Source organism: Synechococcus sp. UW69 (genome assembly GCF_900474185.1).
In the GTDB taxonomy this organism is placed as follows: domain Bacteria; phylum Cyanobacteriota; class Cyanobacteriia; order PCC-6307; family Cyanobiaceae; genus Parasynechococcus.
The window spans coordinates 1-13,096 of record NZ_UCNW01000006.1 but is presented as its reverse complement, the minus strand read 5'-3'; the positions used below and the strand labels follow the sequence as shown (position 1 = coordinate 13,096).

At 59.4% G+C, this 13,096-nt stretch carries 12 protein-coding genes; 7 read left to right on the top strand and 5 right to left on the bottom strand.

Going from position 1 to position 13,096, the window contains the following annotated elements; all coding sequences use genetic code 11:
- The first annotated feature begins 59 nt into the window (after positions 1–59).
- The 3 genes from rpsJ to DXY29_RS02720 are packed head-to-tail and all read left to right on the top strand — an operon-like array spanning position 60 to position 2,004.
- Positions 60–380 carry a 30S ribosomal protein S10 gene (rpsJ, locus tag DXY29_RS02730; protein ID WP_011363346.1) on the top strand — a complete coding sequence of 107 codons (321 nt, stop codon included), beginning with the start codon at positions 60–62 and terminating at the stop codon, positions 378–380.
- Between the two features lie 56 nt (positions 381–436).
- Positions 437–1,072, top strand: coding sequence for an LON peptidase substrate-binding domain-containing protein (locus DXY29_RS02725; RefSeq protein ID WP_115022728.1), 636 nt, complete (start codon positions 437–439; stop codon positions 1,070–1,072).
- The gene (locus DXY29_RS02720) at positions 1,072–2,004 is read left to right on the top strand and encodes a methyltransferase domain-containing protein (protein WP_115022726.1); all 933 of its coding nucleotides are present in this window, start codon (positions 1,072–1,074) and stop codon (positions 2,002–2,004) included. The genes DXY29_RS02725 and DXY29_RS02720 overlap by 1 nt, the downstream gene beginning before the upstream one ends.
- A gap of 20 nt (positions 2,005–2,024) precedes the next feature.
- On the opposite strand, the gene pheA is transcribed toward DXY29_RS02720, so the two are convergent.
- Positions 2,025–2,867, bottom strand: coding sequence for a prephenate dehydratase (pheA, locus tag DXY29_RS02715; RefSeq protein ID WP_115022724.1), 843 nt, complete (start codon positions 2,865–2,867; stop codon positions 2,025–2,027).
- 31 nt (positions 2,868–2,898) lie between these two features.
- On the opposite strand from pheA, the gene DXY29_RS02710 reads away from it, so the two are divergent.
- Positions 2,899–3,495 carry a DUF1997 domain-containing protein gene (locus tag DXY29_RS02710; RefSeq protein ID WP_115022722.1) on the top strand — a complete coding sequence of 199 codons (597 nt, stop codon included), beginning with the start codon at positions 2,899–2,901 and terminating at the stop codon, positions 3,493–3,495.
- Here the strand turns inward: DXY29_RS02710 and DXY29_RS02705 are convergent.
- The 3 genes from DXY29_RS02705 to DXY29_RS02695 form a co-directional block, all read right to left on the bottom strand.
- Positions 3,442–4,041, bottom strand: a complete 600-nt coding sequence (locus DXY29_RS02705; protein WP_115022720.1) for a ribonuclease HII — start codon at positions 4,039–4,041, stop codon at positions 3,442–3,444. The genes DXY29_RS02710 and DXY29_RS02705 overlap by 54 nt on opposite strands.
- A gap of 5 nt (positions 4,042–4,046) precedes the next feature.
- Complete coding sequence (locus DXY29_RS02700) at positions 4,047–5,987, bottom strand: Rne/Rng family ribonuclease (protein ID WP_115022719.1); 1,941 nt, start codon at positions 5,985–5,987, stop codon at positions 4,047–4,049.
- 257 nt (positions 5,988–6,244) lie between these two features.
- Positions 6,245–8,908, bottom strand: coding sequence for a TIGR03960 family B12-binding radical SAM protein (locus DXY29_RS02695; RefSeq protein ID WP_115022717.1), 2,664 nt, complete (start codon positions 8,906–8,908; stop codon positions 6,245–6,247).
- A 53-nt stretch (positions 8,909–8,961) separates the two neighbouring features.
- Between DXY29_RS02695 and DXY29_RS02690 the strand changes: the two genes are divergently transcribed.
- From DXY29_RS02690 to DXY29_RS02680, 3 genes are read left to right on the top strand one after another with little or no spacing between them, the layout of a single operon-like run.
- Positions 8,962–10,188, top strand: coding sequence for an LL-diaminopimelate aminotransferase (locus DXY29_RS02690; protein WP_115022716.1), 1,227 nt, complete (start codon positions 8,962–8,964; stop codon positions 10,186–10,188).
- 47 nt (positions 10,189–10,235) lie between these two features.
- On the top strand, positions 10,236–10,556 hold the full coding sequence (gene clpS / locus DXY29_RS02685) for an ATP-dependent Clp protease adapter ClpS (protein ID WP_115022714.1): 321 nt from the start codon (positions 10,236–10,238) through the stop codon (positions 10,554–10,556).
- 4 nt (positions 10,557–10,560) lie between these two features.
- Positions 10,561–11,433 carry a CPBP family intramembrane glutamic endopeptidase gene (locus tag DXY29_RS02680; protein WP_115022713.1) on the top strand — a complete coding sequence of 291 codons (873 nt, stop codon included), beginning with the start codon at positions 10,561–10,563 and terminating at the stop codon, positions 11,431–11,433.
- Here the strand turns inward: DXY29_RS02680 and DXY29_RS02675 are convergent.
- The gene (locus DXY29_RS02675) at positions 11,373–12,962 is read right to left on the bottom strand and encodes a photosystem II high light acclimation radical SAM protein (RefSeq protein ID WP_115022711.1); all 1,590 of its coding nucleotides are present in this window, start codon (positions 12,960–12,962) and stop codon (positions 11,373–11,375) included. The two genes, DXY29_RS02680 and DXY29_RS02675, sit on opposite strands and share 61 nt — an antisense overlap.
- Positions 12,963–13,096: the final 134 nt, after the last annotated feature.

The following is a 13,096-nucleotide window of genomic DNA, read 5'->3' as shown; positions in this document are numbered from 1 at the left end:
CTAAGAACCTCGACAACTGAAGTCCTGCTTCGTCTTCGGAGCTCTTTCGCCTCTCTCCTATGTCCACTGCCATCGCTCAGCAGAAGATCCGCATCCGCCTTAAGGCGTTTGACCGCCGCATGCTGGATCTGTCTTGCGAGAAAATCATTGAAACGGCCGATAACACCGCTGCAACTGCAATCGGTCCGATCCCCCTGCCCACGAAACGCAAGATCTACTGCGTTCTGCGCTCCCCCCACGTGGACAAGGACTCCCGCGAGCACTTCGAGACCCGCACGCACCGTCGGATCATCGACATCTACAGCCCTTCAGCCAAAACCATCGACGCGCTGATGAAGCTAGATCTCCCCAGTGGTGTGGACATCGAAGTGAAGCTCTGATCCAGTCGATCAGGACTTCACTTTCCTAGGATTCAGTTGCCTACAACACGGCGTTCGTGTCCGATTTTTCCGTGAGGGAGCTTCCCCTGTTCCCCCTGCCGGACGTCGTGTTGTTCCCTCAGCAGCTCCTGCCGCTGCACATTTTTGAATCGCGTTATCGGATGCTTCTCCAGACGGTTCTGGAGACCGACAAACGATTCGGCATCGTTCGCATCAATCCTGAGAACGGCGAGATGGCCGAAATCGGGTGCTGCGCAGAGGTGCTCCAGCACCAAACCACTGAAGACGGTCGCAGCTACATCGTTTCGCTGGGCCAACAGCGGTTCCGCCTGTTGAACATCACCCGTGAAACGCCCTACCGAACAGCCATGGTGAGCTGGTTGGAAGATGAGCCCGTGGCCGATGCCGAGGCACTCAACAGCTTGCGGGACAAGGTCAGCGAAGCCTTGAACGACGTCGTTCAGCTGACAAGCAAGCTGCAGAACCGAGAGGTGGAACTCCCTGATGATCTCCCTGATCTACCGCGGGAGCTGTCGTTCTGGATCAGTGCCCATCTCGACCAGGCCGCATCAGAGCAACAGAGTCTTCTGGAACTGACCGACACCCAAGAGCGTTTGAGTCAGCAGTTTGAAATGTTGGACCACACCCGACGCCAGTTGGCGGCCCGCACCGTACTGATGGATCTGAAGTGATGTTGGGATCTCTGCTTGTGGTGGCCGGAGCGGCTGGAGCAACCGGGCTTGCCCTATGGCTTCGTCGCGACCGGCGCTACGAATCGTCGGAGAGTGTTGCCTCCGCCTACGACGCCTGGACCGAAGACCGTTTGTTGGAGCAACTCTGGGGGGAACATGTCCATCTCGGCCATTACGGGACCCCGCCCGGCTCCTGCGACTTTCGCGAAGCCAAGGAAGCCTTCGTTCACGAGCTTGTGCGATGGAGCGGTCTGAACCAACTTCCCGCCGGCAGCCGGGTGCTGGATGTGGGATGCGGCATCGGTGGCAGTGCCCGCATCCTGGCGCGGGATTACGGGTTGGACGTTCTCGGCATCAGCATCAGCCCAGCCCAGGTGAAGCGGGCCACGCAACTCACCCCATCAGGCCTGACCTGCCGCTTCCAGGTGATGGACGCCTTGGATCTTCAACTGCCCGATCAGAGCTTTGATGCGGTCTGGAGTGTGGAGGCAGGCCCGCACATGCCGGACAAACAGCGTTATGCCGATGAACTGCTGCGGGTGATGCGGCCGGAGGGTCTGCTTGCTGTGGCCGACTGGAACCGCCGCGACCCATCCGACGGCGGCATGACGCGACCCGAACGCTTGGTGATGCGTCAGTTGCTCAACCAGTGGGCCCATCCCGAATTCGCCAGCATCAAGGGGTTCCGCCAAAACCTCGACAACAGCGCCCACCATCGTGGTCAGATCGTCACCGATGACTGGACCCAGGCCACGCTGCCCTCATGGATTGACTCCATCGTCGAGGGCATCCGACGTCCCTGGTCTGTGCTCAGCCTGGGACCCAAAGCAGTGCTTCAAGGCCTGAGGGAGACGCCGACGTTGTTGCTCATGCACTGGGCCTTCGCCACCGGCCTGATGCAATTTGGCGTTTTTCGGATCCGTCGAGACTGATCGTCAACAACCACTGATTTTCAACAGCCACTGAGGTCGCTGCTGGGGTAGGCGCCGAAATGGGCGAGATGCTCACAGAGAGGCTGCAATTGAGCGATGAGTTCAGCCAGCGCAGTTGAAGGCGCTGCAGGAAGGTCCACATCCACAAAAAACACGTATTCCCCCAACTCCCGTTTGGACGGACGAGATTCAATTCGGCTCATGTTCAACCCCCGCTGAGCCAAACAAGCCAGCGCCTCCAGCAGGGCCCCAGGTGCATTGCGATGCAGCGAGAACGCAAGACTGGCCACATCTCCATGTTCATTGCGTTCACCACGGCGCAACAAGAGAAAACGGGTGCGATTTCCCGCCACATCATTCACGGGAAAAACCAACTCATCCAACCCGTGTTCGCTTGCAGCCGTCTTGGAGGCAATCGCAGCACGAAAGGGACTGCCGGCCACCATGCGAGCAGCCTCAGCGGTAGACGAGGTAGGCAGCTGCAGGGCATCAGGCAAATGCTGCGCCAACCAGCCACTGCACTGGGCAAGGGCCTGCGGATGAGAGAGCACTTCCGTGACTCTGCTGAGTGGACCACTCCCCAGCAGAGCATGCTGAATCGGGAGCACCAACGCCCTTTGAATACAAAGCTCAGGATGCGACCAGAGCGCATCGAGGGTCGCTGTCACTCCCCCTTCAACGGAGTTCTCAATCGGAACAACGGCTGCATCACACTGCCCCTGAGCCAGCTGTTCCACAACCGATCGAAGACCGGTGCACGGCATCAACTGGACATCATTTAGGGCGTCCTGGTCGATCAACACCCGGGCGGCCTGCTCGCCATAGGTCCCAGCTGGACCAAGGAATGCGAGACGTGTAGGCATCGAAGCCGCACTGCATGGACTCGATAAGATCATGCCGCGTCAGGTGAAGTCCATGCCCCTGGCCTTCGAAGCCAGTCAAAAGCTTGATCTGCCTGTCAGAACCGGAGCAGAGCGGCTGCCCACCTATTTGCTTGAGGAGGAACGGGTTCTCGGAGCCCTACTAGACGCACGCCAGCTCACCCCCTTACAGCCGGGTCTTTACCGCTACGTCGTGACCAGCCTGAAGGTCTTTCAGCTCCATGTGAAGCCCGTGGTGTCGCTTCAGATCCATAGGGAAGGGGACACTCTGGTGATGCGCGCCCTGGATTGCGAACTGGAAGGCCTAGGGATCGTTGATGACTTTGCGCTGAATCTGGAAGCACGACTCGCCTGCACACCCGAGGGGCTTCAGGGGAACGCGCATCTTTCGGTCAGCGTGAGTCAACCCTCCCTGCTGAAGCTGATTCCAAAACGAGTGTTGGAGTCAACAGGGGAATCCATCCTGAGCGGCATCCTCATTGGCATCAAAACCCGTGTCGGCCAGCAGCTCATTGACGACTATCGGAGCTGGTGCGGTGCAACAGAGGCGCAACTCTCATCCCAGCAGCCGCTTCAGGAACGTCTGCCGATGCAAGGGCGTGGGGCCTGAAGCCATCAAGCTCTGACGATGCTGTGCCGTGCCATAGCCCGCATGGCGCTCGAGTCCATAACCGGGGAAGCGATCGGACAAACGCCGAATGAGTGCATCCCGGGCCTCCTTGGCCAGAACGCTGGCAGCAGCGATGGCAGGTGAGCGGCTGTCGCCGGAAACAACAGTGCGCTGCGGGCCCAGCCACAGCCTGAGGGGAAGGTTGCCATCCACAAGCACCAAGCCAGGGGATTGCGGCAGTCGCTGAAGAGCACGCAACATGGCGCGTTCAGTGGCGACGCGAATACCACTGGCGTCAATTTCTCGCGCTGAAGCCTGGCCCATGCCGGAGGCAACACACAGCGAATGAATCAAGGGAACCAAGGTAGCCCGACGTTTGGCGGAGAGTTTCTTGCTGTCGGTCAGTCCCGCCTTCAACAGGCGTTCTGCAGCTGCGCCATCCAGCACGACAGCGGCCGCAAAAACAGGTCCGAACAAGCAACCACGACCAACTTCATCCACTCCAGCCACATCCCTCCCGATGGGGAGAGACTCCTGCGGAGTCATCCGGTTCAGACCGTGGCGACAGCAGAGGAGCGGCGACGACGACGGCGGGGCTCCTCTGACTCAGCCGTATCCGCCACCGGAGCAGGCTCCGACTCAACCGGTTCCGTAACGATCGTTGGCTCTGGTTCGCTGATCGTCAGATTGGTCACGGCCTCCAAGGGGGTGATCTCCACCATCAGGGGTGCAGTCTCATCCGGGACGGAAGACGTCACGACAACTGGAGTTTCCGTGGCAGGGGTCACGGCGGGCTGACTGACGCCATTACGTGCACCTGAACGGCCACCACGCCCGCCGCGACGACGACGCCGTCCTGCAGTTGCCGCCAGTTGCTGCCGAGCAGCCTCCAGCACCTCCTGCTCATCCTCGCCAGGGCTAACAACCCTCACAACAACATTGTCGGATTCAGGAGGCTCTTCCAGCAACAGGGCAGGATTCAAACCAAGCCAGCCAAACAACTGCTGCTGTTCGTCGGTCATGGGGACGGCAACCAATTCAGGGTCCTGACGACGGGCTATCGCAGGCTCATGCGCCTCTTGCGTCGACACCTCAGGAGCGGTCGTATCGGAGGTATCGACCGGAAGGACAGCATCCTGAGTGCCGCGCCCTCGGCCACCACGCCGCCTCCGGCCATTCCCTCCGTTCTCTCCGGGAGAAACCACTTCAGCGCGGGCAGAAGCAGCGGAACGAACCAATCCCGTGGCGGTCGCCAGGGGCTGGAGAAGATCTTTGCCTGGGAGCACAGCCACGTGGCCCAGGCCCCCACAGCTGGGGCAGGCCCGTCCGAAGAGTTCGTAAATGTTCTGCCCTTGACGCTTGCGTGTGAGCTCCACCAGGCCAAGTTCACTGAGCTGTGCGATCTGCGGTCGAGCTGAATCGTCACGAACGGCTGTCGTGAAATGCTCCAGCAACTGGAGCTGATCACGACGGGAATCCATATCGATGAAATCGATGATGATCACCCCGCCGATGTTGCGAAGCTTGAGCTGACGAGCGATCTCAATCGCAGCCTCGCAGTTGGTCCACAGAATGGTTTCTCGAGCATTGGCCGAGCGCGTGAACGATCCGGAGTTCACGTCAATCACCGTGAGCGCTTCGGTGGGCTCGATGATCACGTATCCACCGGAAGGCAGGTCAACCCGAGGCTTGAGCGCATCGCGGATGGCGGCATTGACCTTGTAGTGCTCCAGCAACTCGCTGGGTTCACCGTGGGCTTCTACAAGAACATTGTTGGCATCAGCACCAAGGAAGCTGCTGACACGGCCCACGGCAGCGGCATCGTCCACCACAACCCGGGCCAAATCCGGCCCCATGTGATCCCGCAGAATCCGGTGGATGAAATCTTCATCGCGATTGAGAAGAACAGGGGGGGCTGCTGTCTCAGCTGCTTGCTGAATTGCCTCCCACTGGCGCAACAACGACTCCAGATCTTCAATCAGGAGATCTTCACTGATGCCGTCGGCTTCCGTTCGAATCAGCAGGCCAGCCCCGGGCGGCTTGATCAGAACACCGAGGGCACGGAGTCTGTTCCTCTCTGCATCGGAACTGATGCGTCGGGAAATGTTCACCCCCTGACCATGGGGCTGGAGCACCAGGTAGCGCCCAGGCAGGGCAAGGTTTCCAGTCAGCCGTGGGCCCTTGGTACCGGTCGGTTCTTTCATCACCTGAACCAGAACCTTTTGACGAGGCTCGAGAAGTTCAGTGATCCCAGCGGAACCTTTCTTCAGACGCAGCGGCCCCAGATCGGTGACGTGGATGAAACCATTTTTCTCACTTTCACCGATATTGACGAAAGCGGCATCAATGCCGGGCAAAACATTTTCAACCGTTCCGAGATAGACATCTCCGATCTGATAACGACCCTGCGCGACGATCAATTCGTCAACACGTTCATCGGTTAGCACTGCTGCGATGCGCAGCTGCTCCGCGATGACAATTTGCTGGGGCATAGGAGGACTGGTTGAGCCCAATTCAGGGCCATATCCGTTGTGGAACCTGCCGGTCCGCACTCACGGGTTGATGGAAAGATCTGAGCTGGTCAATGTGACCGAAAGGATGCGGAGCTTGCACTCCTATGAATCAAGCTTGGGGGTTCCGAAATAGACCGCCACGCAAGCCGTGATATGGACCTCGATATCCGTGTGGGATCAGACAAGACCGGAACAAGGGTGGTCCCGACGGACAAAACACTTGCTCTGTATTCAAACTAGCACTGAGCACTAAGGATCAGAGCTTCACGGGTCAAGCGTTGCACTTGCAAGGGCTGCCCGACTGTCTCGGCAAGCCAGTGCTGAATCTGAGCAGGGCGCAAGCTTCGGCCCATGTCATCCACCGCTGCTTCCAACCGAAGGCGAGCGGCCCCACTGGAGTTCTGATTCGTCACTTGAAGCGCTTTCAAAGCTGGGCGGCAATCTCGCTCTCTGGGGCGCCCCTTCTTATCAGTGTCATGCCATACCAAGGTCTTGGCCTGCAGCAGTTGATCGACAGCCGCACTCCAGTCCACAGGGATCTGCGTCTGCTCGTCCTGAACGAGATCAAAACACCAAACAGCGCCCGTCAGTTCTTGAGAGAGGCTTTTCCCACTAACGGGAACCTCTGCTGCCGCTAACAGCTGAATCCCATCCGGCAACAAGGGCTGGAGCGTGCTGCAGAAGTGATTTGGGTCCTGTACCTCGGTGAATTCCAGATCCATCCACTCGCTCTGGGCCTCGGCGCCGAGGGGAAGGGCCAGAGCGATTTGAACACGAGGCAGGGGATGAAACCCTCCGGTGAAGCTGATCGGGAGAGCACTGCGACGCAGGGCTCTCTCCAGCATTCGCATCAGATCGAGATGACTGAGCAGCGCCATCGATCCCGTTTTGGCGAATCGCACCCGAATGCGACACACCCGTTCGCTTGGAGGCGCCTGCGTGGGCACTTGAATCGGCACCTCGGGAGCAGGGACAACCACGTTGTGCCCCAAATCCGGGCCACACACACCACAGCTGCTGCATCCGTCAAAGGAGCAGTCCGGCACAACCGCCGCGGCAAGAGCCCGTTGCAGATCATCTGTCAGCCAGGCCTTATCGATGCCTGTATCGATGTGGTCCCAGGGGAGCGGCTGGGCACAGAAGGCTTCTAGGTCCTCCCGATCCAGCGCGGCCACGGCACTCCAGCCCCCGACCTCCATCTCCCGATAACGCCCTTCCAAACCAGCGTCCGCAATAGCTCCGGTCCAGGCGGCATAGGCACGATCCAGCGACTCAAACCACGCATCCATTCCGGCACCGGCCCTCCAGGCCGCCTCGATCACCGGTGCCAGGCGCCGATCACTGCGACCAACAAAATCCTCCATGGCGGACAGCCGCACATCGGTGAAGTTCACCTTCACGCCGCGCAAACGCCTGAAGGCCTCCCTGAGCAGGGTCTGCCGCCGCTCAAACTCAGCTGTTGAGACGCTGTGCCACTGAAAAGGCGTGTGGGGCTTGGGCGTGAAATTGCTGATCGTGATATTGAGGTTCAGCCGACCCAGGTCACGACAGCGCTGCTGCAGCATCACGCAGGTCTCTGCAATGCCGAGGACATCGGGATCCGTCTCCCCAGGAAGACCGATCATGAAATACAGCTTCACCTTGCGGTAGCCGTTCTGCATGGCGGTGCGGATGCCATGCAGCAGGTCGTCATCGGTCAGGCCCTTATTGACGATGTCGCGGAGTCGCTGCGTACCGGCCTCAGGAGCGAAGGTCAGGCCCGCTTTTCGCGTACCGCCCAAAATGTGCGCGATGTCTTCATCAAAGCGATCCACCCGCTGACTGGGCAGCTGAAGCGTGACGTTCTGATCCGCGAGGCGGTTCCGCAATTCAACCCCTACCGCCGGCAGCGCTAGGTAGTCGCTGCAACTAAGTGACAACAACGAGAAATCGCTGTAGCCGGTTTGTTTCATCCCGGTTTCAACAGCTTCGATCACCGCCTCTGGTTCAACATCCCGGGCTGGACGCGTCAGCATCCCTGGCTGACAAAAACGACATCCCCTGGTGCAACCGCGTCGAATCTCCACCGTGAGACGGTCATGCACCGTTTCCACATGGGGGACAAGGCCCATGGCGTAGTAGGGCATCGGCGTCGCCACACGCCGGAGAACCCTCTGCGGAACATCAGCATGGAGCGGCTGAAGGGTGACTCCGTCCGCGCCCAGCTCATAGAGAGAGGGCACATAAACGCCAGGGACCTGGGCCAGATCGCGGAGCAGTTGCGATCGGGTCAATCCATCGGCTTTGGCCTGAGCCACCACTAGACCGATCTCGGGAAGCAGTTCCTCCCCGTCCCCCAGTGCAACGAAATCGAAGAAAGGGGCGTAGGGCTCTGGATTGCTGGTGGCTGTCGGACCCCCCGCGAAGATCAGCGGAGGAGCTGCAGGATCACTCAGCGGCAAGTCGCCACGATCGGCGGCTCGAATCGGCACCTGGGCAAGGTCCAGCATCTCGAGGATGTTGGTGGCGCCGAGTTCGTAACTCAGGCTGAAGCCCAGAATGTCGAAGGTGGGCAAGGGCCGACGGCTTTCCACCGCAAACAGCGCCTGACTCCGCTCCCGCAAGCGGCCGGCCAGATCGGCGGCCGGGAGATAAGCGCGATCGCACAATTGCCCAGGCACGGCATTGAGGATCGAATAGAGGATGATGTGGCCGAGATTGCTGGAGCCGACCTCGTAAATCTCGGGGTAAGTGAGCGCCCAGCGCACCGATGCGGCTTGCCAATCCCTTGGTTCGACCCCTAACTCATGCCCCATGTACCGGGCGGGTTTGTTGATGCCGCTGTCCACCAGGGCATGGAAATCAACCGGGTGATCCGGGGTTGAGACGACCACGTCGGATGTCCTTACTCCTGAAGTCATCGTATGGAGCTGCCGACACGGCAAGATGCCCCGCAGACATAGCTTCCGGTTCCGTGGTTCAGGTCAACGGCAATTACCTCAAGCTCAAGGCGGGCTACCTGTTCCCTGAGATCGGTCGGCGCGTGAAGGCGTTCAGCACCGACCACCCCGATGCAGCGCTGATTCGCCTGGGCATCGGTGATGTCACGGAGCCCTTGCCACTCGCCTGCCGTGAGGCGATGAAGACAGCGATCGATGCGATGGGCACAGCCGAAGGCTTTCACGGCTACGGCCCCGAACAGGGCTACGGCTGGCTGCGGGACGCCATCGCCAAAAACGACTTCCAATCCCGAGGCTGCGACATCAGTGCCGATGAGATTTTTGTCTCCGACGGCTCCAAATGCGACAGCAGCAACATCCTCGACATTCTCGGCGAGGGCAACAAGGTGGCTGTCACCGACCCCGTCTACCCGGTGTATGTCGACAGCAACGTCATGGCCGGCCGCACCGGTGAAGCCGGTGAGATCGGTCGCTATGCGGGCCTGAGCTACCTCCCGATCAGTGCGGACAACGGCTTTGCAGCGCAGATTCCCAGTGAACCTGTCGATCTGATTTATCTCTGCTTCCCCAACAACCCCACTGGTGCAGTCGCCACCCGGGAGCAACTCCAAGCCTGGGTGGACTACGCCCGTTCCAATGGCGCCCTAATCCTGTTCGATGCGGCCTATGAGGCCTTCATCCAGGACCCAGCCCTCCCCCACTCCATTTTTGAGATCGACGGCGCCCGGGACTGCGCCATCGAATTCCGCTCCTTCTCCAAAAACGCTGGCTTCACTGGCACGCGCTGTGCTTTCACCGTGGTGCCGAAAGGGCTGAAAGGCAAGGCAGCCAGCGGTGAGGACGTTGAACTCTGGGGGCTATGGAACCGGCGCCAGAGCACCAAATTCAACGGTGTGAGCTACATCATTCAGCGCGGAGCTGAAGCTGTTTACTCCGAAGCCGGTCAGGCCGAGGTGAAGGCCCTGGTGCGCTTCTACATGGAGAACGCCGCGATCATTCGCCGCGAACTCAGTGAGGCAGGCCTCACTGTTTATGGCGGCGAACACGCTCCCTATGTCTGGATCAAGACCCCTGAAGGCATGGACTCCTGGGGATTCTTCGACCATCTCCTCAACAAAGCCAATGTGGTCGGCACACCCGGAAGCGGTTTCGGCGCCGCCGGAGAGGGTTATTTCCGCCTGTCAGCTTTCAACAGTCGCGCCAATGTGGAGGAGGCCATGGCCCGCATCAAGGCTCTATGAGCCGCCCCTCCTTCGCATTCCCCTTAGATTTCAAAAATCTCGGATCAATGGTCATGGCCGTGGATGCTCCCAGCCAAAACCCAGGAGGTGCGGCTGTTCTGGACAAAGCTCCGGAACGGGTTCGCAAGCGCTCACCTCGCTACAAGGTGCTTCTGCACAACGACCCGGTGAACTCCATGGAATATGTGGTGTCCACCCTTCAACAGGTTGTGCCCCAACTCAGCGAGCAGGACTGCATGGCCGTGATGCTGGAAGCCCACAACACAGGTGTTGGCTTGGTGATCGTGTGTGACATCGAGCCAGCTGAGTTCTATTGCGAAACACTGAAGGGCAAAGGACTGACAAGCTCCATCGAGCCCGAGAGTTAGTGAGATGAAGCAACTGCTGGACAGGTTTCTCCTGCTTCAGCCGGTCTGGCTGCCCACACTTCTGTTCATTCCGCTGCTCTACGCGTTGGGGTGGATTACAGCTGTCCCTCTCACGCTGCTTGGGCTGCCGGCACATCAGGTCTCGCTCACAGGAACCGTTCTGAGTTTTGTGCTGTTTCTGCTGGTGATGCCCAGATGGGCTGCCGTGCGGTGGTCAGCATCACAACCCTGGGCCGCCTTGGGCATAAGCAAGAAAGACTCCGTCAATCGGCCCATTCACGCGGCTGGATTGCTAAGAGGCCTCTTCATCGCCGCAGGGCTACTGACGTTGATCACGAGCATTGTTCTGATCGGAGGTTGGGGTCGATGGCTGGGCCATATCGATGGCATTCACGTCCTCAATGCTGTGCTGCTCTGCCTTGGGGTGGGCTTTGCTGAAGAGTTGATTTTCCGCGGTTGGCTGTGGACCGAACTGAACCGAATCATCGGCTCACGTGGTGGAGCCGTCGCTCAAGCTGTCATTTTCAGCCTTGTCCACACACGCTTCAACCTCGGGCTGGCTGGCATGGGTGGACTCCTTGTCGGTCTTTTTATGTTGGGGATAATTCTCGCCAGACAGCGTCAAGCTGACCAGGGCTCGCTTTGGGGCTGTATTGGCCTGCATGGAGGGCTTGTAGCTGGATGGTTTCTGCTGCTGAACGACTGGCTTCAGCTATCGCCTCAAACCCCTTCCTGGCTTGTGGGTCCTGGAGGGAATGCCCCCAATCCACTTGGGGGCGTGATCGGACTGACTTGTTTGCTAACGCTGTTTCTGATTCAGCGCACAGCCGTTGCCAAGGCCGATCGGCCTGCAACAGGAGCACGCAACGCTTCCTGAAGTGGAGCCACTCCGTAATCCCTTTCGAGGAGCGACATCACCGTGCGACCGAAATCGGCAGGATTGCGATCAAAGGCCTCGAGACACACCCGGCCGAAGGTGCTTCCCATCGGCTCTGGGTTCCAGAGAAGCTTGCGCGCGGTCCACGGCATCATGCTCATCGGGTTGTAACCCGGCTTGATTAAGCCCTGATCGAACCCGTACTGCTCGAGATGGGTGTGGGGCTGCAAACCGATGAAAAAGATCGCGGGCTCAACCAAATCAGCACCAAAAATCGCCTCCAACTCACGGTGATAAGCGACGGTTTGGCGGATAGTTTCCGGCCGCTCGTCGATCACGTTGAAGGAGTAATTGACTGAGACGTGATCGCGGAAACCGGCATCCGCAAGCATGCGGCAACTCTCGAGAACGGTGCGCAAGTTGTACCCCATGCGCATCTTGCGAACGAGCTCCTGTGAGCCGGAGGTGATGCCGATCTCGAAATAGCTCATGCCCGTCTCCACCATGAGCTGAGCCAATTCGGGATCAAGGTTGTCAGCGCGGATGTAAGCGGCCCAACGAATGCCTGTCAGCCCTTCAGCCTTGATCGCTCGAAGCAATTCCTTGGCGTCTTCGATGTAGCGCCGAGCGGGAATGAACTGAGCATCGGTGAACCAGAAACCACGCACCCCGCGGTCGTAGAGCTGGCGCATCTCTTTCACGACCTCGGCAACAGGATTGAGGCGCACCTGCTTGCCTTCCACCACTGTGTAGACGCAGTAGCAGCAGTTATGAGGGCAGCCGCGCTTGGTCTGAACACCGACGTAGAAGTCGCCGCCTTCGAGATACCAGTCGAGCTGGGGCCAAACCGAGGCGATGTAGTCGTAATTGCAGGCTGTCTTGGGACGACTCTCCGGTTGCTCATGGATCAAGCCTGACCGGGGCGGTTCACCAACAACGAAGCAGCGCTCTTGCTCGAGAGACTGACCCTGTATCAACTTTTCTAGAAGCGGCTCCCCCTCGCCGACGGACACAATCGTGCCCTTGGGAAGCGACTTGCCGAGCTGTTCATAGAACACACTGACGGCTCCACCTCCAAGAACGGCCCGAGCGCTTGGCTGGTGACGGCGTGCGCGCTTCAAGCCCTGACGCACCAGACGCTGGTTTCTGCTCAGCTCGCCGTAATGACTTCGCATCAACTGAAGCCCGCCCAAGGCGCCATGGAGTCGCTTCAGTGGGTTACGGGCATAAAAGACTTCAAACGAATTCTGGAGAGGGTTGCCCCCTCGCCCGTCGACCGGGGCATAGATCTGAATGTCTCTCCAGGAGAACACCAGAAGCGTGGGCTGGAATTGGTCAACGGTCGCGTCCAGCACGCGATGCACGTCGAGCACTGGTAGAGCCGCAAGATCCAGGATGCGCTGAGGCATCTCCGGGAAGCACTTGTGCAGATGGTCGGCGAGATAGATCGGCCCGATCGGAAAGATCGGATTGCAGGGCAGCCGCACCAGTAACACCCGTTCTTGCTGTGGTGCCAAGTCAGCTGCCATGGAGCTTTCGGGACGCTAACAAGCGCGACAGCCAAAGGCGCTGAGGCCCTCTTCACAAGAGCTTCATAAAGCTTGCGATACACAGCGCAAACTTCCGTTACACTCGGAACCAGGCAGGGCTCTCCTGCCCTTCC